The organism is Streptomyces javensis (assembly GCF_039525925.1).
Classification (GTDB): Bacteria; Actinomycetota; Actinomycetes; order Streptomycetales; family Streptomycetaceae; genus Streptomyces; species Streptomyces asiaticus.
This window is the reverse complement of the sequence record NZ_BAAAIF010000029.1, coordinates 83,705-106,119: the sequence shown is the minus strand read 5'-3', so window position 1 is coordinate 106,119 and position 22,415 is coordinate 83,705. Positions and strand designations below refer to the sequence as shown.

At 69.5% G+C, this 22,415-nt stretch carries 16 protein-coding genes; 7 read left to right on the top strand and 9 right to left on the bottom strand.

Annotation, left to right across the window (positions count from 1 at the left end):
- Positions 1 to 132 precede the first annotated feature (132 nt).
- The 5 genes from ABD329_RS25055 to ngcE form a co-directional block, all read right to left on the bottom strand.
- Positions 133 to 1,233 (bottom strand): substrate-binding domain-containing protein, encoded by a 1,101-nt coding sequence (locus ABD329_RS25055; protein WP_198276167.1) that lies wholly within the window; start codon positions 1,231 to 1,233, stop codon positions 133 to 135.
- A 237-nt stretch (positions 1,234 to 1,470) separates the two neighbouring features.
- Positions 1,471 to 2,670, bottom strand: a complete 1,200-nt coding sequence (locus tag ABD329_RS25050; protein ID WP_198276166.1) for an ROK family transcriptional regulator — start codon at positions 2,668 to 2,670, stop codon at positions 1,471 to 1,473.
- A 244-nt stretch (positions 2,671 to 2,914) separates the two neighbouring features.
- Positions 2,915 to 3,748 (bottom strand): carbohydrate ABC transporter permease, encoded by an 834-nt coding sequence (locus ABD329_RS25045; RefSeq protein ID WP_309142663.1) that lies wholly within the window; start codon positions 3,746 to 3,748, stop codon positions 2,915 to 2,917.
- Positions 3,749 to 3,923: 175 nt separating this feature from the next.
- Positions 3,924 to 4,841 (bottom strand): carbohydrate ABC transporter permease, encoded by a 918-nt coding sequence (locus ABD329_RS25040; protein WP_198276164.1) that lies wholly within the window; start codon positions 4,839 to 4,841, stop codon positions 3,924 to 3,926.
- Positions 4,842 to 4,899: 58 nt separating this feature from the next.
- Positions 4,900 to 6,336, bottom strand: coding sequence for an N-acetylglucosamine/diacetylchitobiose ABC transporter substrate-binding protein (ngcE, locus tag ABD329_RS25035; RefSeq protein WP_198276163.1), 1,437 nt, complete (start codon positions 6,334 to 6,336; stop codon positions 4,900 to 4,902).
- A 341-nt stretch (positions 6,337 to 6,677) separates the two neighbouring features.
- On the opposite strand from ngcE, the gene ABD329_RS25030 reads away from it, so the two are divergent.
- From ABD329_RS25030 to ABD329_RS25015, 4 genes are all read left to right on the top strand, one after another.
- Positions 6,678 to 7,211, top strand: coding sequence for a hypothetical protein (locus ABD329_RS25030; protein WP_198276162.1), 534 nt, complete (start codon positions 6,678 to 6,680; stop codon positions 7,209 to 7,211).
- A gap of 212 nt (positions 7,212 to 7,423) precedes the next feature.
- A complete protein-coding gene (locus tag ABD329_RS25025; RefSeq protein ID WP_198276161.1) occupies positions 7,424 to 11,281 on the top strand; it encodes a GH92 family glycosyl hydrolase in 3,858 nt (1,285 codons plus the stop codon).
- 99 nt (positions 11,282 to 11,380) lie between these two features.
- Positions 11,381 to 11,926 (top strand): isochorismatase family protein, encoded by a 546-nt coding sequence (locus ABD329_RS25020; protein ID WP_198276160.1) that lies wholly within the window; start codon positions 11,381 to 11,383, stop codon positions 11,924 to 11,926.
- Positions 11,927 to 12,044: 118 nt separating this feature from the next.
- The gene (locus ABD329_RS25015; RefSeq protein WP_198276159.1) at positions 12,045 to 12,815 is read left to right on the top strand and encodes a PIG-L deacetylase family protein; all 771 of its coding nucleotides are present in this window, start codon (positions 12,045 to 12,047) and stop codon (positions 12,813 to 12,815) included.
- On the opposite strand, the gene ABD329_RS25010 is transcribed toward ABD329_RS25015, so the two are convergent.
- Positions 12,812 to 13,012 (bottom strand): hypothetical protein, encoded by a 201-nt coding sequence (locus ABD329_RS25010; protein ID WP_198276158.1) that lies wholly within the window; start codon positions 13,010 to 13,012, stop codon positions 12,812 to 12,814. The genes ABD329_RS25015 and ABD329_RS25010 overlap by 4 nt on opposite strands.
- A 159-nt stretch (positions 13,013 to 13,171) precedes the next feature.
- The gene (locus ABD329_RS25005) at positions 13,172 to 16,453 is read right to left on the bottom strand and encodes a GH92 family glycosyl hydrolase (RefSeq protein WP_198276157.1); all 3,282 of its coding nucleotides are present in this window, start codon (positions 16,451 to 16,453) and stop codon (positions 13,172 to 13,174) included.
- A gap of 231 nt (positions 16,454 to 16,684) precedes the next feature.
- Between ABD329_RS25005 and ABD329_RS25000 the strand changes: the two genes are divergently transcribed.
- A complete protein-coding gene (locus ABD329_RS25000; protein WP_198276156.1) occupies positions 16,685 to 17,566 on the top strand; it encodes a GNAT family N-acetyltransferase in 882 nt (293 codons plus the stop codon).
- 117 nt (positions 17,567 to 17,683) lie between these two features.
- On the opposite strand, the gene acnA is transcribed toward ABD329_RS25000, so the two are convergent.
- Positions 17,684 to 20,401: an aconitate hydratase AcnA gene (gene acnA, locus ABD329_RS24995; protein ID WP_309142662.1), complete on the bottom strand. Its 2,718-nt coding sequence runs from the start codon at positions 20,399 to 20,401 to the stop codon at positions 17,684 to 17,686.
- 282 nt (positions 20,402 to 20,683) lie between these two features.
- Here acnA and ABD329_RS24990 point away from each other — a divergent pair, with 282 nt between their 5' ends.
- Both ABD329_RS24990 and ABD329_RS24985 read left to right on the top strand, forming a co-directional pair.
- Positions 20,684 to 21,583, top strand: a complete 900-nt coding sequence (locus ABD329_RS24990; protein WP_344316934.1) for a LysR family transcriptional regulator — start codon at positions 20,684 to 20,686, stop codon at positions 21,581 to 21,583.
- Between the two features lie 74 nt (positions 21,584 to 21,657).
- Positions 21,658 to 22,080, top strand: a complete 423-nt coding sequence (locus ABD329_RS24985) for a Uma2 family endonuclease (protein WP_344316933.1) — start codon at positions 21,658 to 21,660, stop codon at positions 22,078 to 22,080.
- Here the strand turns inward: ABD329_RS24985 and ABD329_RS24980 are convergent.
- Positions 22,055 to 22,414 (bottom strand): GntR family transcriptional regulator, encoded by a 360-nt coding sequence (locus tag ABD329_RS24980; protein WP_344316932.1) that lies wholly within the window; start codon positions 22,412 to 22,414, stop codon positions 22,055 to 22,057. The two genes, ABD329_RS24985 and ABD329_RS24980, sit on opposite strands and share 26 nt — an antisense overlap.
- Position 22,415: the final 1 nt, after the last annotated feature.

Below are 22,415 nucleotides of genomic sequence, written 5' to 3'. Positions count from 1 at the left end.
CCGGGCAGGGGGGTCCCTGCTGTGTGACGGAGGGGAGAGGGTGCTCTCCCCTCGATTGGGGGGTGGGGTCAGGGAGGCGGGCCGTCCGCGGTTACGGACGGCCCTGCTCCGAGATGTGCCGGAGACCGGCCGTTACTTCAGACCGGCCGCTGCGCACGCCGCCTTGAACTTGGCGGTGCAGATCTGGGCGACCGTGTAGTTCCCGTCCTTGACGACGGTGTCCTTGATGTTCTTCTTGGTCAGCGAGATCGGGGTGATCAGCGTCGCCGGGATGTCCTTGGTGGTCGGGCTGTCGACCGTGTTGGACTCGTTGACCTTCTCGCCGCGGCCGAGCGCGATGGCCATCTCGGCGGCGGCGGCGGCCTCGTCAAGGTAGGACTTGTAGACGCTCATGTACTGCTCACCGGTGACGACCCGGCGGACGCCCTCGAGTTCGGCGTCCTGGCCGGTGACCGGGGGCAGCGGGTTGAGGCCGCCGCTCTTGAGCGCGGTGATCGCGCCGCCGGCCATGCTGTCGTTGGCCGAGTAGACGCCGACGATGTTGTCCTTGCCGAGCGAGGAGATGGCGCCCGTCATGGCCTCGTTGGCCTTGTCCGCCAGCCAGCGGTCGATGTCGTAGGACTTGCCGATGTTCACCTTGCCCTTGAGGACGGACAGCGCGCCCTTCTTGAACATGGCGGCGTTGGGGTCGGCCTCCCAGCCGTTGAGCATGACGATCTTGCCGCTCTTGGCCTTGTCGCCCAGCGCCTCGAGCAGCGCCTTGCCCTGGACCTTGCCGACCGTCTCGTTGTCGAACGAGGTGTACGCGGAGACCGGGCCCTCGGCCAGCCGGTCGTAGGCGACGACCGGGATACCGTCCTCGTCGGCCTTCTTGACCGAGCTGGCGATGGACTTGGAATCCACCGAGTCAAGGATGATCGCGTCGACCTTTTTGGTGATCATCGAGTCGACCTGCTGCTGCTGGACCGAGGGGTCCGACTTGGCGTTGACGTAGAGGATCTTGCAGTCCGCGCAGAGTGCCTTGATCTTCTTGGTGATGTACGGCCGGTCGAAGTTCTCGTATCTGGCCGTCTGGTCCTCGGGCAGCAGTAGCCCGATCGTGAGCGGACCAGTCTTCTTCTTGTCGTCCTTCTTGTCGTTGTCGGCTTCCTTCGCCGAGCCACAGGCGGCGAGGGCTACCGTCATCGACATGACAGAAGCGGCAAGAGCGACGCGACGCATCGTTGCGTTCATTTAGGGGTGACCTCCCTGACGAGGCCGCGTCATTGCGGCCGAGGTGGCTGGAAGTCAACTCGGCCGCCCGCATGGCGTCAAGAAGTAAATCCTTAACGAGATGGCAACGGTGCCATTCGTTATCTGAGTGAACGCAGCCGGACAGGCCGGATAGACGGAGCGTGACCGGACAAAGCCGCTCAAGGCAAGCCCCACGGCCCAACAGCCCCCGCCCGGCCGGGGATATGACACAGGCTCTCAGGTGAGGGCCGGAGCCCCCGCCGAGAGCGCCCCGTCCAGCAGCGTCGAGTCGCCCATCTCGCTGAGCACCAGCGCGAGCGCGCCCAGCACCTCGGCCCGGCCGCCGAGCGCCCCCGGCATCACCGACAGCTGATGGGCCGCGCTCGGGATCGCGTACCGCGCGACCGACTCCCGGATCGGCCCCAGCACCAGCTCCCCCGCCTCGGCGAGCTGGCCGCCCAGCACCATCCGGCTCGGGTTGATCAGATTGCAGAGGTTGGCCACCCCGCTGCCGATGTGCCGGCCGACGTCCCCGATCACCCGCCGGCAGCCCGGGTCGCCCTCGCGGGCGAGCTGCACCATGCGCTCCACGGTGAGGTCCGCCCCGTGGCTGGAACGCAGCAGCGGCAGCACATAGCGGGCCGCGGTGAAGGTCTCCAGACACCCGCGGTTGCCGCAGCGGCACACCGGGCCCGACTCGTCCAGGGTGATGTGGCCGATTTCGCCCGCCGTACCGCCGGGGCCGCGGTAGATCTTCCCGCTGATCACCAGCCCCGCGCCGACACCGTCGGCGACCTTGATGTACGCGAGGTCGCCGACCCCGCGGCCGGAGCCCCAGACCAGCTCGCCGAGCGCGCCCAGGTTGGCGTCGTTGTCCACGTGCACCGGCACCCCGAGCCGCTGGGCCAGGTCGTCGCGCGGATTGGTGCCCGCCCAGCCCGGCAGGATCGCGGTCGAGCCCAGCGTGCCGGTCTCCACGTCGATCGGGGCGGGCACGCCGAGGCCGACGCCGACCACCTTGTCCTGGCTCAGTCCGCTGGCCGCGATCAACCTGCTGACCAGCTGCTCGGCCCGGTCCAGGCCCTGGGAGGAGGAGGCGTCCACATCCAGCGGCTCGGCCTCCTCGGCCAGCACCTGATGGGCGAGGTTGCCGATGGCGACACGCAGATGCGTATGGCCGAAATCCACTCCTACGACAATGCCCGCGTCGCCGCTGAGCGAGACGCTGCGTGCCCGGCGGCCACCCGCCGAGGTGGGCGTGACCTCGACCGTTCCGCCGTCCTTGAGCTCGCGCACGATATTGGAGACGGTGGCGGCGGACAGCCCGGTGGACCTGGCGATCTCCGCCTGGGTCAGCGAGCCCGCCATGCGCACCGCACGGACCACCCGCTCGAGATTGGCCCGGTGCAGCGACGACTGCGATCCCGGAGTCTCCACGCCCATCCACTCCCGCCTTCGCGGGCGGCACGACGGCCGCTCCGCCGACCGGACCGCAGCAGTGAGGCCCGGCTGTGTCTCCAACATGTGAACTCTAAGCTGAGCCGCCACGGTTGTCCCACGTCAAGTCCCCGGCCGTGCCGGGACCGCTCGCGGTACCCTGCGCCGCCCACAGCTGCACGGCCCCGTCCTTATCCGATGAACGGAAAGGACGGGGCCGTGAAAAGCCCTCCGCGAGGTGCCGCTATTTGAGCGCGCCCGCGGTCAGACCCGCCTGGACCTGCCGCTGGAAGACGATATAGACGGCGAGTACGGGAAGCATCGCCAGCACCAGACCGGCGAAAAGCGCCGACCAGTCGCCCTTGTACTGCTGGCTGGCCGCGAGCTGCACAAGACCCTGGGTGAGCACCCGCTTGTCCTCATCGGTGTTGAGCACCGTGGGCAGCATGTACTGATTCCACTGCCCGAGGAAGTTGAAGATCCCCACGCTGATCAGCCCGGGCTTCGCCATCGGCAGCATGACCTGGAAGAACGTCCTGGTATGGGACGCCCCGTCGATCAGGGCCGCCTCCGCGACCGAGGACGGCAGCGTCTTGAAGAACGAGGTGAGGAAGAAGACCGTGAACGGCAGCGAATAGGCGATATAGACCAGAATGAGCCCATGAAAGGTGTTGAGCAGGCTCATGTTCTTCATCACGAAGAACAGCGGCACCAGCGCCAGGATGATCGGGAAACTCATCCCGCCGACGAACATGAAATAGATGAACCGTTTTCCCGGGAATTCGAAGCGGGCCAGGATGTACGCCGCCATCGAGCCCAGCAGCATCGTCCCGATCAGGGAGCAGCCCACCACCAGGATCGTATTGAGGAAGAAGTCGCCGATGTTCGACTTGCTCCAGGCCCTGGTCCAGTTGTCGAAGTGCAGGGCGGAGGGCAGCCCCCAGGGCGAGGTGAAGATCTGCTTGTCGGTCTTGAGGGAGCTCATCACCGCCCACAGCAGCGGCAGCGTGACCAGGAGTCCCCAGACCACCAGGATGCCGTGCGAGAAGACGTTGAGGACCTTGCCCTCGCTGCCGATCCGGCCCTCGGGGGTGAAGCCCGGCGGCGGCTGCTTGGCGACGGGCCCGGTGGCCGGTGCCTCGTCCTCCTTGGTGACGCCCGGGAGCTCCGAGGGCTCTGCGTGCGAGGTCACTGTGGTACCCCCAGATCGGCGGTCGGGCGGCGGTGGCCGGGTGCGGTCGGTGTGATCGGCATCAGTACTCCAGCCGTTCGCGCCGGCCGAGCCTGGTCACGATGACCGCGAAAATCAGGGTGACGATGAGCATCGCGACGCCGATCGTGGTGGCCCGTCCGGCCTGCCCGTCGTGGAAGGTCTTGGTGTAGACGTAGTAGCCCATGACCTGGGTGGAGTCGGCGGGGCCGCCCGGCCCCACGGTCATGATCTGCACCACGGCGAACGCGTCGAGGGCGATGATGCCCATGTAGATCCAGCCGGTCTGGACCGTGTCCCACAGCAGCGGCAGGGTGATCCTGAAGAAGGTCTTGACCCGGTTGGCCCCGTCGAGCAGCGCCGCCTCGTAGAAGTCCCTCGGGATGGAGCTCATCCCGGCGGAGAAGAGGACGACGTAGAAGCCGACGTTGCTCCAGACCATCACCGCCATCAGGCACCACAGCGCCAGCTTCGGATCGGCCAGCCACTGCTGCTGGAGCGAGTCCAGGCCGACTCCGTCGAGGAAGGAGTTGATCGCGCCGTTGCGCGGGTTGTAGGTGAACTGGAACAGCAGGGCGACGATCGCGATCGACAGCACCTGCGGGAAGAAGTAGATCACCTTGTACAGGCTCGAGCCACGCACCCCGGAAATCGCCGCGTTCTTACGGCCCCGGCCACCCACATTGAGCATGAAGGCGAAGAAGAGCCCGAGGCCGAGCGTCACCAGCGGCACCACCAGCAGCAGCAGGACATTGTGCCCGACCGCTTTCCAGAAGAGGTCGTCGTGCAGCAGCCAGTTGTAGTTCTTGAACCCGACCATCTTGAAGTCGGAGCTCAGACCCGTCCAGTCCGTGAAGGAGTAGTAGATGGCCTGGACGAACGGCGAGATCACGAAGACCGCGTAAAGGATCACCGGCAGGGCCAGGAACCCCGCGATGAACCGGTACTTCCCATGCTGCATTTCTACCGACCTCGGTCTTCCCCTACGGATAATGCCGCCGGCGACGCGTGGACCCGCATCAGACGTGCTTGTACTTCTTGACGGCGTCGTCCTTGGCCGTGTCATCGGCGAACTTCTGGCACTTCTTGATCGTCTCGGCGGGGGTCATCCGGCCGGCCATCATCTCGCCGAGCGCGCCGACGCCGATCTGCTGCTTCTGAAGCGTCACGTACCAGTCCTGGAGCCGCGGGTTGACCACGTTCTTGCCCGCCTTGGTCAGCGCCTCCTGCGCCGACGCCAGGCCCGGCGGCAGGCTGAGCCCGTCGGTGCCGCCGTTGAGGGAGGAGAGCGAGGAGACCTGCTTGATGAAGTTCTTGGTGGACTTCTCACCGAGCATGATCCGCAGCAGCTCCATGCCGCCCTCGGGGTTCTTCGCCGACTTCGGGACGATGAAGGGCTCACCGCCGGAGGCCCACAGGGTGCCGAACGGCAGCTTGTCGCTCTTGTCCAGGCTGGAGGGCGCGGCCACCGCCATCTGGAAGTCCTTCGGGGTGGTCTTCTTCGCCTCGTTCTCCACCCAGGAGCCGTTCGGGATGAACAGCGCCTTGCCCTGGTTCCACGCGGTCTGGGACTCGATGTGGGTCAGGCCCGGGGTGCCCTTGAGGATGTAGCCCTTCTTGTAGAGCTCGTAGTACGCCTCGAAGGCGGCCTTGACGGCCGGGTGCTTCCAGGCGTTGGGCTCCAGGTTGTCGATCGAGTCCAGGACCTCCCGGCCGCCGATCTTGGCGATGAAGGGGTAGAGGCTGAACGGCAGGTAGTAGGGGAACTTGCCGGGGTAGGTCCAGCCCGCGATGCCCTTCTTCTTGGCCTTCTCGCAGACCTTGAGCATGTCGTCCCAGGTCTCGGGGTACTCCACGTCGAGCTTGGCGAGGTTGCTCTTGGAGTACCAGACGCCGTAGACGGTGTAGGCGTAGTAGAGGATCCACACCGGCTTGCCGTCGAACTGGCCCATCTCCACGACACCGGGCCGCAGCGTCTCGCGGACCGTCTTGTTCGGGTCGTCGAGGGAGGGCGCGTCCAGCAGCGGGGTGAGGTCGGTCAGCTGGTTCTTGGCGACCAGGGTGCCCATGTCCATCTGCTCGGCGCCGGAGTTGTCGACGAGGTCCGGCGGGGTGCCGCCGTTGAACCGCGGCTGGAGCACCGTCTGGATCTTCTGGGTGGCGGCGTGCTTGACCTTGCCCTTGGTCTTCGGGAACGCCGCGGCGTACTCCGCCTCGGCGTCCTTGGCGTACTGCTGGCCGAAGCCGCCGTCGAAGATGACGACGTCGAGCGCGGCGCTCTCATTGACCGCGAGCGGGTTCTTGGCGCTCTTCTTGCCCTTGTCGACCTTCTTGGAGTCGTCGTCACCGCCACTGGCACAGGCGGACAGCGCGCTCATCGCCGGCACGGTGATCAATCCGAGCGCCGCCGAGCGCTTGATCAGATCGCGACGGCCGACATCTGAGGTGGATCCCATGCTCAAGTCCTCGCCTTCGTCAGGACTCAGGCGGTGTAACGGTCTCCCGTACATACTCGCCTCCGGCGAGGGGCCCGACACCGCGGGTCAGTTGAAGCGTCAAGCGGAGTATTGCTGGGTGTACGCCGGGGAGAGCGGATGACCCGCCGAGGCCCTCCGATATGGGCCGCGGTGCGGCCTTCCCCCTGGGGCGACAGGTATAGTCCACTGGGCCTCATATGGGCAAGATCGAGAGGTCATCGGGTACCAGTCTTTCCCGAGTTGAGACCTGTCCGACATACCGTAAGGGGAGACTTGCCGCGCGGCACGCCGCCGTGCGCGCTCCCCGAAAGGCGGTTCCCGTGTCCCGGAAGCAGCTCACCCTCGCCACCAGCATTGTCGTGACCGCGACACTCGCGGTCACCGCGGGGTGCGGCTCCGACAGAGGGGGCTCGTCGGCCGGGGACAGCAAGGGCGGCGCGGCGATCGGCAAGGGCATGGCCCAGCTGCCGGTGGAGCCCACCCAGGCGCCGACCGAGGAGCCCACCGACGACCCCTACGACGATCCGTATGACGAGCCGTCGGACTCCCCCACCGGCGGCTCAGGACTGGTCACCCCGGACGCCAAGATGGGCACCTGCGGCTGGGGTTCGAACGGCAAGCCCTACGCCAATGTGAAGATCAGCAATTCCGGCTCCAGCACGGCCTACTACTCGCTGCTGGTCGGCTTCGTCGACAGCTCCGAGGAGGTCGTGACCACCGGGGTGGAGTCCGACGCGGCCGTGGCGGGCGGCTCGGAGAAGACCATCAAGGTCGACGGGATCAAGGCGGACAGCTCCCACACCGCGAAGAAGTGCCGGCTGTCGCTGGCCACCAAGTCCGACAGCGAGGGCTGACGACACGCCAGGAGCAACCCAGTGGGCGGGCGGAATCGCCCCCATGGACGCGGGCCGTACCACCGATGGCGGTACGGCCCGCGGCGTACCACCCGCCGCACGGGCGCCCATTGAGCGCTGTCCGCATCCTTGACACCACCCTCCCCCTGCCTCCCTACTTATCTCTGCCCGAACCAGTGGACAACGTTGTCAGACTCGTTGAGAGGCTGAGTATGCGACAGAGACGACCCCAGAGACGATGGCGTGGGATCGGACGGTCGGCCGCCCTGGTGGCGGCCGTCCTGCTGGCGGTGACGGCCCAGGGCGGTGCGGTCGCCGCCCCCGCCGGCCCGGACTCCGCGCACCATGCCGACCGCACCTTCGCCTCGTCCTTCGAGTCGGGCGATCCCCAGCCCGACTGGCGGAACACGGTCGAGACCGGCCCCGACGGCAAGAAGAAGGCGTCGGGAGTCGACGGAGGCTACTCCTCCGGCATCCCCGGCAATGTCACCGACAAGGTCACCGAGGTCCGCGCGAGCGACGAGAACACCGACGGCGGGGAGATCAAGGAGAACCTCGTCGACGGCGAGGCCACCAGCAAGTGGCTGGCCTTCGACACCACCGCCTGGCTCGAGTTCGACCTGAGCGAGCCGGTGGAGGCCGTCCGCTACGCCCTCACCTCCGCCAACGACGCCCCCGGCCGGGACCCCAAGGACTGGACCCTCAAGGGCTCGGCCAACGGCTCCGACTGGACGACGCTGGACACCCGTAAGGACGAGACATTCTCCTCGCGCCAGCAGACGCGGGAGTTCTCCTTCGACAATTCCACGCCCTTCAAGCACTTCCGGCTGGAGATCACCCGCAACGCCGGGGACGACATCGTCCAGCTCGCGGAGGTGCAGCTGGCAGGCGGCGACACCACTCCGCCCGCGGCCTCCGACATGCAGACCCAGATCGACCGCGGCCCGACCGGCTCCCCCACCGCCAAGGCCAACGCGGGCTTCACCGGCACCCGTGCGCTGCGCTACGCGGGCACCCACAAGCCGGACGGCCGGGCGTACTCGTACAACAAGGTCTTCGACGTCGACACGGCCGTCACCCGGGACACCCGGCTGTCCTACCGGATCTTCCCCTCGATGACCGAGACGGACCTGAACTACCCGGCCACCCATGTCTCCGTCGACCTCGCCTTCACCGACGGCACCTACCTCAGCGAGCTGCCCGGAGCGGTCGACCAGCACGGCGCCCGGATGAGCCCGCAGGGCCAGGCCGCCTCCAAGACGCTCTACGTCAACCAGTGGAACCACAAGGAGTCGCGGATCGGCGCGGTCGCCGCGGGCAAGACGGTCGACCGGATCCTCGTGGCCTACGACTCCCCCAAGGGCCCCGCGCAGTTCCGCGGCTGGGTGGACGACATCTCCATCGCCCCCAAGGCGCCCGAGAAGCCGCTGGCGCACCTCTCGGACTACGCCCTGACCACCCGCGGCACCAACTCCAGCGGCAGCTTCTCGCGCGGCAACAACTTCCCGGCCACCGCCGTCCCCAACGGCTTCAACTTCTGGACGCCGGTGACCAACGCGGGCTCCACCGACTGGCTCTACCAGTACGCCCGCGCCAACAACGCCGACAACCTCCCCACCATCCAGGCGTTCAGCGCCAGCCATGAGCCCAGCCCCTGGATGGGCGACCGGCAGACCTTCCAGGTGATGCCGTCCGGCGCGGCCGGCACCCCGGACGCCGGGCGCACCGCCCGCGCGCTCCCCTTCCGCCATGAGAAGGAGACCGCCCGTCCCTACTACTACGGGGTGACCTTCGAGAACGGCCTCACGGCGGAGATGGCGCCCACCGACCACGCCGCGGCCATGCGCTTCACCTATCCGGGCGAGGACGCGAGCGTCATCTTCGACAACGTCAACAACAACGGCGGGCTGACCCTCGACGCCGAGCACGGCGTCGTCTCTGGCTACTCCGACGTCAAGAGCGGACTGTCCACCGGCGCCAGCCGGATGTTCGTCTACGGCGTCTTCGACTCCCCGGTGAGCGCGAGCGGCAAGCTGGACGGGGGCGGCGGCAAGGATGTCACGGGCTACTTCCGCTTCAAGCCGGGGAAGGACCGTACGGTCACCCTCCGGCTCGCCACCTCGCTGATAGGCGTCGACCAGGCGAAGGCCAACCTCGACCGGGAGCTGCCCGCGTCGCGGTCGTTCGGGCAGGTCAAGCGGGCCGCCCAGGCGGAGTGGGACAACATCCTGGGCCGGGTCGAGGTCGAGGGCGCGGACCGCGGCCAGCTCACCTCGCTCTACTCCAGCCTCTACCGGCTGTACCTCTATCCCAATTCCGCTTTCGAGCACACGGGCACGGCGGCGAAGCCCCGCAACCAGTACGCGAGCGCCTTCTCGCCGGCCACCGGGGAGAACACCCCGACCCACACCGGTGCGAAGATCGTCGACGGCGAGGTGTACGTCAACAACGGCTTCTGGGACACCTACCGCACCACCTGGCCCGCCTACTCCCTGCTCACCCCGAAGCGGGCGGGCACGATGGTCGACGGCTTCGTGCAGCAGTACAAGGACGGCGGCTGGATATCCCGCTGGTCCTCGCCGGGCTACGCCGATCTGATGACCGGCACCAGCTCGGACGTGGCCTTCGCGGACGCCTATCTGAAGGGCGTGCGGTTCGACGCCGAGGCCGCGTACGAGGCGGCGCTGAAGAACGCCACCGCCGTGCCGCCCACGTCGGGCGTCGGCCGGAAGGGCATGTCCACCTCGCCGTTCCTGGGCTACACCAGCACCGAGACCCATGAGGGGCTGTCCTGGGCGCTGGAGGGCTATCTCAACGACTTCGGCCTCGCCAACATGGGCAAGGCGCTCTACGCGAAAACGAAGAAGGCCCGCTACAAGGAGGAGTCCGAGTACTTCCTGCACCGCGCGCAGGGCTATGTCTCGCTCTTCGACGACAAGGCGGGCTTCTTCCAGGGCAAGGACGCGAACGGCAAGTGGCGCGTGGACTCGGAGAAGTACGACCCGAGGATCTGGGGCTACGACTACACCGAGACCAACGGCTGGGGCTACGCCTTCACCGCGCCCCAGGACAGCCGGGGCCTGGCCAACCTCTACGGCGGCCGGGCGGGCCTGGCGAAGAAGCTGGACACCTACTTCTCCACACCGGAGACCGCCTCGCCGGAGTTCGCCGGTTCCTACGGCGGCGTCATCCACGAGATGACCGAGGCGCGGGACGTCCGCATGGGCATGTACGGCCACAGCAACCAGGTGGCCCACCATGTGGCGTACATGTACGACGCGGCGGGGCAGCCGTGGAAGACCCAGGAGAAGGTGCGCGAGGTGCTCTCCCGCCTCTACACCGGCAGCGAGATCGGCCAGGGCTACCACGGCGACGAGGACAACGGCGAGCAGTCCGCCTGGTACCTCTTCAGCTCGCTGGGCTTCTATCCGCTGGTGATGGGCGGCTCGGAGTACGCGATCGGATCGCCGCAGTTCACCAAGGTCACGGTGCATCTGGAGAACGGCCGCGACCTCGTCGTCAAGGCCCCGCGCAACAGTGCGCGGAACGTGTACGTCCAGGGTCTGAAGGTCAATGGCAAGGCGTGGAACTCCACCGCGCTGCCGCACTCGGTGATCGCCAAGGGCGGCACCCTGGAGTTCGCGATGGGCCCGAAGCCGTCGGCCTGGGGCACGGGGAAGAACGCCGCGCCGTCCTCCATCACCAAGGACGACAAGGTGCCCACCCCGCGCCACGACCTGACGGTGCCGAGCGGCGGTACGGCGCTGCTGGACAACACCTCGGGCACCGAGGCGACCTTCGAGTCGGTGGACCTCCCGGTCAAGGAGCCGGGCCGCGCCGTGCAGTACACCCTGACCTCGTCGGACCACGGCAAGGCCCCGACGGGCTGGGTGCTCCAGGGCTCGCCCGACGGCGAGAAGTGGCGGGACCTGGACCGAAGGTCGGGAGAGACCTTCACCTGGGACAAGCAGACCCGCGTCTTCTCGGTGCGGACGCCCGGTACGTACGAGCACTACCGCCTGGTGCCGGACGACAAGTCGACACTGGCGGAGGTCGAACTCCTCGGCTGAGCGGTTGAGTGGGCCGGGTCCGTATCCGCGGACCCGGCCTGCCCGGCCCTGGAGGCGCCTCACGCGCGGCGAGCCTGCGCAACCCGTTACGGTGAGCCCATGCCATATGCCCCCGCGCTCCTCGTCATCGACATGCAGAACGCCCTGGCGGCGATCTCGTACCGGGCCGCCGAGACCGTCGCCGTGATCGCGGGGCTCCGCGAACGTGCCAAGGCGGCGGGCGTGCCGGTCGTGACGATTCAGCACCAGGGCGGTGAGTTGGAGGCGGGTACCGAGGGCTGGCAGATCGTGCCCGAGCTCAGGCCCTCCGCCGACGAGGTGATCGTCCACAAGACCAGTGCGGACGGCTTTCTCCACACGGAGCTCGACAAGACCCTGAAGGCGCTGGGCGTCACGGAGGTGGTCGTCACCGGGTTCGCGACCGAGATCTGCGTGGACACCACGGCCCGGCAGGCGCTGAGCCACCAGTACGACGTGGTGCTGGTCGCCGACGGGCACACCACATCGGAGCGGCCCGACACCGGCGAATTCGCCTCGCCGGAACGGTCGATCGCCCACCACAACGCGATTTTCCGGCACATCGACTTTCCGGGGCGCCGCGTCCGCGCGGTGCCCGCAGCCGAAGTGGACTTCACTGCCCCTTAGGGCCGGTACCGCGGGAGCCGGGCCATGCGGGGCGTACGTACGATGCCGCGCCCCTTCGCGGAGTGGGCGCTACGCCATATCGCGGCCTTCGCATGACCACGAATGCCAGGATGGGCGGATGGCTACCGTCCTGGCATTCCACGCGCACCCCGACGACGAGGCCCTGCTGACGGGCGGCACGCTCGCCCGGCTGGCCGACGAGGGACACCGGGTGGTGCTCGTGGTCGCCACGGACGGCCTCATGGACGCGGCCCCGGAGAACGGCGAACCGCTCCGGATGCGCGAACTGCGGACAAGCGCGGCCATACTCGGCGTCGACCGCGTCGTCCACCTCGGCTACGCGGACAGCGGCCATGGCCCGCTCTTCTACCCCGACCCGCCGGACCGCACCCGCTTCGCGCGGGCGGACACGGAGGAGGCGGCGGAACGGCTGGCGGCGATCCTGTACGAAGAGGACGCGGCGATGCTGCTCACGTACGACGCCAACGGCGGCTACGGCCACCGCGACCACATCAAGGTCCACGAGGTCGGCCGCCGAGCCGCCGAACTGGCCCGGACGCCGAGGATCCTCGAGGCGACGATCCCCCGCGACACCGTCGAACGCCTGCTACGCCTCGTACGACTCCTGCGCATCCCCCTGCGCCATGACCCGGCCGAGCTGACCACCCGCTTCAGCGCCCGCTCGGCCATCACCCACCGCTACGACGTCCGCCGCTACGCCCGCCAGAAGCAGGCGGCCGTGGCCGCCCACCACTCCCAGGTGGACGGCGCGGGTCGCATGAACCCCGTCATGCGGAGGATGATCCGGCTTCCCGCCCCGCTCTTCGGACTGCTGCTGGGCCGGGAGTGGTACATCGACGTCTCCCCCTCCCGGCCCTCTCAGTGCTAACCGTCGGCGAACAGATCCTCGGTGCGGGAGGCGGTCACGGCACGGTCCAGCCAGGTGTCGAGGAGGTCCAGATCCTTGCACGACCCCACGCGCTCGCGGGTCTCGGCAGTGACCTCGAGCCCCCGAGCGTTGAGGACCCGCAAGACGCTCTCGGCGCGGACCTCCACCTGGGTTTCGGCCCGGGTTTCGGCCCGCACTTCGGCGAAGGCCCGCTGTTTCGTGCCGGGGTGTTTCCGAGTCCGAAGTGGACTGAAGAACTGACCATGCGTCGAACGCTAGTGACACGAGGGCAAGCGCCTGTGGCACTTGCCCTCGTATCACTCGATCGTAGGTCGCTATCCCTCGCGTTGACTCGGTCAGCCGCGGGCGACCGCGAAGACGTGGAGATCCGCGTTGTCGGGCAGCGTGACGCTCTTGACCGTCTTGCCCTCGGGGGCGCGGAACGCCTTCGTGGCGAAGATGTAGGCGTCCACCACGTCCTTGTCGCCGCCGCTGATGTTGCGGTACGGGGTTCTGGCGACGGTCACGTTGCCGTACTGGACCGTTCCGCCGCCGCCTCCCACCGTCCAGTCGGTGAAGGACAGGTCCGCCTCGTCCGAGCTGCCGTCGGTGTAGGTGACCTTGGCCGTGGCCTTCTGGTTGCCGTTGACCGCGCTGCCGATGAAGGAGAGCGCGGTGGACTCGGGCAGGGCGATGGTCTGGCCGGTGGCGGAGGCGTTGTCGGGGCGGGCGGACGGGGAGGCGGGCCAGGTGTAGTCCAGGCCCTGGGTGGTGCCCTTGGCGCCCGGCTCGAGGCCGGCCGCGGCGAGGGCCTGGCGGGAGTAGCTCCAGCCGCCGCCGTCGTAGTCGCCCTCGTCGTGCTCACCGGCGTCCTCGGTCGCGCCGACGTTGTTGTACGCGGCCAGCAGCGAGCCGGGAGCGGCCACGGTCAGTGTGATCGGCTGGACGACCTCGGTGCCCTCACTGGTCACCGTCACCTTCGCGTCGTAGAACCCCTCGGCCGTGTCCTTCCCCGCGCGCAGGGAGATCTCCGCCGTGCCGTCCGGGCCCACCGTCCCGGAGGCGGGTGCGGCGGTGATCCCGTCGGGGGCGTCGGTGGTGAAGCGCACCTCGGGGCGGTCGCCCTCGCTGACCGGGACGGCGGCCACCTTCACGGTCAGGCTGTCGCCCGGGGCGAGCGTGCCCGTGGTGGGCCCGACCCCGATCTGGTACGGCTGCTCGCCCTCGCGGAAGGAGGGCGGGGCGTCGGACGGGGCCGAGCCCCAGGTGCGGTCGGGGGCGTCGGACAGGGTGTAGTCCAGCGTTCCGCCGTGCGTCACGAAGGACTCCGGCAGCCAGGGGCGGTCGCTCGCCCGCCCGTTCACCTTCAGCGCCTGGACGTACGGCGCGCCGGGCGCGGCCTGCGGGGCGCGGATGGAGATGTCCCGGCCGCCGCGGTCGATCTCGATCCGCGGGAAGAGGGGCGAGGCCAGGACCAGTTCGGCGCGGGAGGGCACCTGGGGGTACATGCCGAGCGCCGAGAAGACGTACCACGACGACATCTCGCCGAGGTCGTCGTTGCCGGGGATGCCGTCGGACTTCGTGGTCCACAGCTGACGCATCGCGGCGCGCACGGTCTCCTGCGTCTTGTACGGCTGTCCGGCGTAGGCGTAGAGATAGGGCACGTTGATCGACGGCTCGTTGTCCAGCTCGGACTTCTCGCCGCCCTTGCCGGTGAGCGCCCAGCCCCCATCGGCGTCGTGGAAGAAGGTGTCCAGACGCTTCACCGCGGCGTCCTTACCGCCCATGGCGGCGAAGAGACCCGCGGGGTTGTGCGGGACCATCCAGGTGTACTGGGCGCTGGTGCCCTCGACGAACCCGTTGCCGGTGGCCGGGGTGAAGCCGGTGACCCAGCTGCCGTCGGCCTTACGGTTGGCGGCGTAGCCGCCGGTCTCCGGGTCGGCGGCGGCGTTGAAGTTGTTCTGCCACCACTGGGCGCGACGCGCGAAGGTCTCGGCGGTGTCCTTACGGCCGGCGGCCCGCGCCAGCTGGGAGACGGCGAAGTCCGCGCCGGACATCTCGAGCGTCTCGGCCGCGCCGCCCCAGGCGTTGGAGACGGACGGCATGTAGTGCAGCTTCAGGTACTTGTCCAGGGAGGGCCGCTGGCCGACCGACATGATGGGCTTGCCCGCCGGGCTGAGATCCTTCCCGGTCGGCTCGGTGGCCGCCTTGACGAGCGAGTCGAGGGCGGCGTCGAGGTCGAAGTCACCGCCGCCGAAGGCCCGGATCCCGGCGAGGGCGGCGGCCGACGGGTCGCCGTTCATCACATGCGTCCCCGAGGCGCCCTGGAGCCAGCGGTCCCAGACGCCGCCGTTCTGCTGGGCGAGGTTCAGCAGGGACTGGGCGATGTCGGAGCCCTTGTCCGGCTCCAGCAGGGTGAGCAGCTGGAGCTGGGAGCGGTAGACGTCCCAGCCGGAGAAGGTGCCGTACTGGGCCCGGTGGCCCCGGCTCACCCGGTGCACCTCGCCGTCGCTGCCCCGGTAGCGGCCGTCGGCGTCGCTGATGACATTGGGGTGCAGCAGCGAGTGGTAGAGCGCGGAGTAGAAGGTGGTGCGGTCCGCGTCCGCGCCGCCGCCGACCCGGATGGCCGACAACTGTCGCCGCCAGGCGTCGTACGCGGCGCTCCGCACCTGGTCGAAGCCGCGCCGCGGCGGGTTCTCGGCGGCGAGGTTGGCCCGGGCGCCCTGGCCGCTGACGTAGCTGATGCCGACCTTGACGCCCACCCGGCGGGTGCCCGGAGCGAATTGGAGATAGCCGCCGGAGCCCTTTCCGGCCACCGGGCGGCCGTCGCTGCCATAGCCGCCCGAGCCGCCCTCGGCGCTGGTGGTGCCGGGCCGCAGGGTGCCGTCCCGCCAGGTGCCCTGGGCGGTGAACGCGGTGTCGAACGTGGCGGTGAAGTGCAGCGTGTAGTAGCTGCGGCGCCCCTCGGGGTCGAGATAGCCGCAGAAGTTGCCGCTGGTGACCGAGCCGGAGACGGTGCGGTGCGCCGGGTCGATGGTGAGGTCGGCGTCCGAGCTGCCGACCTCGGAGGAGGAGGTGCGGATCAGCAGGGAGGCGGTCTTGTCCGCGGGGTAGGTGAAGCGGGCCGAGCCGGTGCGGGCGGTGGCGGTCAGCTCCGCACCGGCGCCGGAGGCGAGGGAGACCTTGTAGCGGCCGGGTTCGGCGGTCTCGTCGGAGTGGCTGAAGTCGGACGCGTAGACCTGGTCCTTGGTGTCGGCGGCGGGTGACGAGGTGACCTCGCCGACGTGGGGGAAGAAGGGGATGTCGCCCGCGCCGCCCGCACAGCCGGTGCCGGACATATGGGTGAGGCTGAAACCGCGGACGCGGGTGGCGTCGTAGTGGTAGCCGCCGGGCGCGGCGGTCCGGGTGGCGTCGCCGCGGGTGTTCTCCGGACTCCACGACAGCATGCCGAAGGGCGCGACGGCACCGGGGAAGGTGTTGCCGCCGGCCGAGCTGCCGATGAGTGGATCGACGTACGCCGCCGGGTCCTTGACCAGCGTCGGCGGCGGGGCGGCCGACGCGGGCACGGTGGCCGCGGTGGCGAGGAGCCCCGCGGTCAGGGCCGCGGCCGCCAGGGCGGCCAGGGGTCTTGAGGGCATTGCGGTCCCACCTTGTTCGGAAGGGCCGCGATCGCCGGGTCGAGCAAGCCGTGGGGACCGTACCGCACGGGGGCCGTCGGCCGTAAGAGTGCGGAGACGGTCTTGACAGGGACACCCGGTTGGCGGCGTACTGATCGTTACAGTCAGCCTGACAACGTTGTCGCGTTCGCCGGTCGAGCAAGCCGCCACCGCGTACCGGCAATCGCTCGTCGGACGCGCCATCATGGGCGCATGATCCTCCGCCAGCTACGTGACACCGACGAGGACGCCGAGGCGGCATGGGAGGTGGTGGCCGCCGCCTTCGGGGACTCCGCCGCCCTCGCGGGCAAGGACGGATGGCCGCCTGGGTACGTGGCCGAGGTCCATGAGCGGCACCGCCACCTCGCCCGCACCGACCCGGGCGGCTGCTGGCTCGCCCTGGACGAGGCCGGGATGCCGCTCGGCGTGACGCTGTCGGCCCGGCGCGAGGGCACCTGGGGGCTCTCGATGTTCGCGGTGCTGCCGCGGGCCCAGCGGCAGGGCGTCGGACGGGAGTTGCTGGCCGCGGCGCTGCTGTACGGACGCGGGTGTCTGCGCGGCATCATCTGCGGATCGGAGGACCCGCGCGCGGCGAGCACCTACCGGCGCGCGGGGTTCGCGCTGCATCCGGCGATGCGGCTGCGCGGCACGGTCGGACCGGAGACCAAGGAGCGGCTGTCACCACCGGACGGCGCGGTGCACGAGGGCGTGGCCCGCCACCGGGATCTGCTGGACTCGGTGGACCGCCGCACCCGGGGCGGCGCGCACGGCGCCGACCACGAACTGCTGCTCACCCAGCGGCGGTTGCTGGTGGTGGACGACCTCGCGGGCAGCGGCTACTGCTACGTCGGCGAGGACGGCAAGGTCGAGATGCTGGCCGCGACCTCGCGGCGGCTGGCGAAGCGGCTGCTGACGGCGGCCCTGTTGTGTCTTCCGGAGGGCGCCGAAGCGCGGGTGCCGGGGCTGACGGCCGAGCAGCAGTGGGCGGTGGACGTGGGGATCGAGGCCGGGCTCGAGTTGTCCACGAGCGGCTATGTGTGTCTGCGGGGTATGCCGCCGCCGATGCCGTACATCCCGTCCGGGACGTTTCTCTGACCGCGGGGCATCCGGGTACGCGGACGGGCCGCACCCCGGGCGGGGGTGCGGCCCGTCGTCGCGGCCGTGAGCCGCTGAGCCGTTGAGCTGCTGAGCCGTTGAGCCGTTGAGCCGTGCTTACTTGCGGATCAGCGAGCGCAGCACGTACTGCATGATGCCGCCGTTGCGGTAGTAGTCCGCCTCGCCGGGGGTGTCGATGCGCACCTTGGCGTCGAACTCCACCTCGCCCGCCTTGACCTTCATGGTCTCCGGGATGCCGCCCTCGTTGAGCGCGGTGACGCCGGTGATCTCGAAGGTCTCCTCGCCGGTCAGGCCCAGCGACTCCGCCGAGGCGCCCTCGGGGAACTGGAGCGGCAGGACGCCCATGCCGATGAGGTTCGAGCGGTGGATGCGCTCGTACGACTCGGCGATGACGGCCTTGACGCCGAGCAGCGCGGTGCCCTTGGCCGCCCAGTCGCGGGACGAGCCGGAGCCGTACTCCTTGCCCGCCAGGATGACCAGCGGGACGCCGGCCGCCTGGTAGTTCTGCGAGGCGTCGTAGATGAAGGAGACCGGCCCGCCGTCCTGGGTGAAGTCGCGGGTGAAGCCGCCCTCGGTACCGGGCGCGATCTGGTTGCGCAGCCGGATGTTGGCGAAGGTGCCGCGGATCATGACCTCGTGGTTGCCCCGGCGGGAGCCGTAGGAGTTGAAGTCACGCCGCTCGACACCGTGCTCGGTGAGGTACTTGCCGGCCGGGGTGTCGGCCTTGATCGCACCGGCCGGGGAGATGTGGTCGGTGGTGACCGAGTCGCCCAGCTTGGCCAGCACCCGGGCGCCGGCGATGTCCTCGACGGGGGCCGGGTCCATCGTCAGGCCCTCGAAGTACGGGGGCTTGCGGACGTAGGTGGACTCCGGGTCCCACTCGAAGGTGTTGCCGGTCGGCACCGGGAGCGACTGCCACTGGGCGTCACCGGCGAAGACGTCGGCGTAGCTGGTGTTGAACATCTCCTGGCCGATCGCGGAGGCCACGACCTCCTCGACCTCCTTCTCGGAGGGCCAGATGTCCGTCAGGTGGACCGGGTTGCCGTCCTGGTCGATGCCGAGGGCGTCCTTGGTGATGTCCACCTTCATGGAGCCCGCGATGGCGTAGGCGACGACCAGCGGCGGGGACGCCAGGTAGTTCATCTTGACGTCGGGGTTGATCCGGCCCTCGAAGTTGCGGTTGCCGGAGAGGACCGAGGTGACGGCCAGGTCGGCGTCGTTGACGGCCTTGGAGACCTCCTCCGGCAGCGGGCCGGAGTTGCCGATGCAGGTGGTGCAGCCGTAGCCGACGAGGTTGAAGCCCAGCTTGTCGAGGTACGGGGTGAGCCCGGCGCGGTCGTAGTAGTCCATGACGACCTTGGACCCGGGGGCCAGGGTGGTCTTGACCCACGGCTTGCGGGTGAGGCCCTTCTCGACGGCCTTCTTGGCCACCAGGGCGGCCGCGACCATCACATACGGGTTGGAGGTGTTGGTGCAGGAGGTGATCGCGGCGACGGTGACGGCGCCGTGGTCGATCTCGTACTGCGAGCCGTCGGGGGCGATCACCGGGGTCGGCTTGGTGGGCACGCCGTTGGATACGGCCGGGGCGTCGGAGGCCGGGAAGGACTCGACACCCGCCTCGTCCAGGTCGGCCACGGGGGCGTAGGCGCGGACGTCCTGGGCGAACTTCTCGGCGGCCTCGGCCAGGATGATGCGGTCCTGCGGGCGCTTGGGGCCGGCGATCGACGGGACGACCGTCGCCAGGTCCAGCTCCAGCTTCTCGGAGAAGTCCGGCTCGGCGGCCGGGTCCAGCCAGAGGCCCTGCTCCTTGGCGTACGCCTCGACCAGCGCGAGCTGCTGCTCGCTGCGGCCGGTGAGCTTCAGGTAGTTGATGGTCTCGCCGTCGATCGGGAAGATCGCGGCGGTGGAGCCGAACTCCGGCGACATGTTGCCGATGGTGGCGCGGTTGGCCAGCGGGATGGAGGCCACGCCCTCGCCGTAGAACTCGACGAACTTGCCGACGACGCCGTGCTTGCGCAGCATCTCGGTGATCGTCAGCACCAGGTCGGTGGCGGTGGTGCCGGTCGGCAGCGAGCCGGTGAGCTTGAAGCCGACGACGCGCGGGATCAGCATGGAGACCGGCTGGCCCAGCATCGCGGCCTCGGCCTCGATGCCGCCGACGCCCCAGCCGAGCACACCGAGGCCGTTGACCATGGTGGTGTGGGAGTCGGTGCCGACCAGGGTGTCCGGGTACGCCTGGCCGCCCCGGACCATGACGGTACGGGCCAGGTGCTCGATGTTGACCTGGTGGACGATGCCGGTGCCGGGCGGGACGACCTTGAACTCGTCGAAGGCGGTCTGGCCCCAGCGGAGGAACTGGTAGCGCTCCTTGTTGCGGCCGTACTCCAGCTCCACGTTCTGGGTGAAGGCGTCCGGGGTGCCGAAGCGGTCGGCGATCACGGAGTGGTCGATGACCAGCTCGGCCGGGGCCAGCGGGTTGATCTTCGCCGGGTCGCCGCCGAGCTCCTTGACGGCCTCACGCATGGTGGCGAGGTCGACCACGCAGGGCACACCCGTGAAGTCCTGCATGATCACGCGGGCCGGCGTGAACTGGATCTCCTGGCTGGGCTGGGCCTGCGAGTCCCAGCCGCCCAGGGCGCGGATGTGGTCGGCGGTGATGTTCGCGCCGTCCTCGGTGCGGAGCAGGTTCTCCAGCAGCACCTTGAGGCTGTAAGGGAGCCGGGCCGACCCCTCGACCTTGTCCAGCCTGAAGATCTCGTACGATTCGTCGCCCACCTGCAAGCTGCTGCGGGCGTCGAAGCTGTTCGCCGACACGACAGTCTCCTTCATGCATGATTTCGCGCGTACCACCGCAATGCTGCCGTCACATGCCCGCGCCGATCCGCTAAGGTATGGCTAAGTTAGGTAAGCCTTACCGGCGCGGGGCGGCAGTGCGCTGCCAGCAGATATCTCGATGTCGAGATAACTCTAGTACATCGCCCCCGCACGGTCATGCCCTGCCCGGGTGCGCCCACCGATGTGCACCGGTGTTCCCCCGTCTTCACCGGTAAGGGTGATCGCCGACTGAGCCGCCCCCGCCACCGCGATACTGCTGCCATGGACCCGCATCTGCTCCGCACGTTCATCTCCGTGGCCCGCTGCGGATCCTTCTCCGACGCCGCCCATGAGCTGGGATTCACCCCCGCGGCGGTCTCCGAGCACATCGCGTCCCTGGAAGCGGATCTGCGGACGCCGCTGCTGACCCGGCGGCCGGTCATGCTCACCAGCGCGGGCGCCCGGCTGCTGGAACACGCCGGTCCGCTGTTGCTCCGTCTGGACGCGGCGCGGGCCGACGTCGAGCGGCTGTCGGGGGCGGGCGCCGCCCGGCTGGTGGTGGGTGCCTCACCGCTGGCGATGACCCCGAGGATCGCCGCGGCCCTGGACCGGGTGCGGCAGGCGCATCCGGCCGCCAGGGCCTCCCTGCGGATCCTCGGCCGCCGCGAGATCCCGGCCGCGGTGGCGTCCGGGACCCTGGACCTGGGGCTGGTCGACGGCCCGGCCACCCCCGCCGACGCGCTGCCGCTGCCCGAGGTGGGCCCGCTCACCGCGGTCACGGTCGCGGAGGCCCCGCTGGTGGTCGCCCTGCCCACCGGCCACCCGCTGGCCCGCCGCCTCGGCCTGCGGCTGGCCGACCTCGCCGACGCGGAGTGGCTGGACGCCCCGGACGCCGCGATGCCGCTGGAGCAGCTGCGCGCGGTCAGCCGGACCGACGGCTTCCGTACCTCGCTGACGTACGAGGGCACCGATGTCCGCGGCCTCCTCGCCCTCACCGCCGCGGGCCACGGCCTGGCCCTCCTCCCCCACCCCGCCACCAAGGGCACCCCTGGCATCGTCACGTCCCCCCTGATCGCCCCCCGCCTCCTCCACCGCACCGAACTCCTGCACGGCCCGGCGGTCGACGGCCCGGCCCGGACGCTGGCGGCGGTGGTGACGGGGGACCGTCACCGGTACGGGTGACTACCGGTCCGGAACCCCGCACACCGCGTATGGACCGCGATAGACCTCGCGTTCCGACACCCGGTGGAGGACCGATGAGCACACGACCACCCGCGTACCCGGCCGACGATCCCGAGACCGCGCTCAAGTACGCGGTCCAGCGCATCCGGGGCTTCGATCGCGTACAGGTGATCGAGGGGTTCATCGAACCGCTGTCGCCGGCTTGGGATCACGAGGGCACGATCGCCAAGGTCCGGGAGCGCATCGCACCCAAGGTGAGCGCCCTGGGCTGTATGGCGGGATCAGGCGACCTGGACCTCCCCGGCACCCCCAACTGGTTTGTGCCGGACCTCGCCGTCGTCCCCCGGGAGCTGGCCAAGGACGCCGGTGCCCTGCTCCCCGACCAGACCCTACTGATCGTCGAGGTGACCTCCGACTCGAACGGGGACACCGACCGTATCGGAGCTGGAGACCTCCGAGTTCTGACGGACCTCAGCCGTCCGCGAGGCGGGTTCTGACGAGGGTCAGGACCTCCTCGTCGGAGAGGCCCAGGGCGCGGGCCTGGTCCACCAGGCCCTGGACGCCCTCCAGGAGCCGGGCGCGGGCCGTGGGCTGGGCGCCGGTGACGACCGCGCCGCGGCCTCGGCGGAGTTCGATCAGGCCCTCCTCGCGGAGCCGTTGGTAGCCGCGCAGGGCCGTGTGGACGTTGACGCCGAGGGATTCACCGAGCGCGCGGGCGGCGGGGAGGCGTTCGCCGGGGCGCACGGTGCCGTCGGCGATCGCGCCGCGTACGGAGGCGGCGATCTGGTCGGCCAGCGGGACCGCGGAGCCGGGGTCGACGCGGAAGAGCATC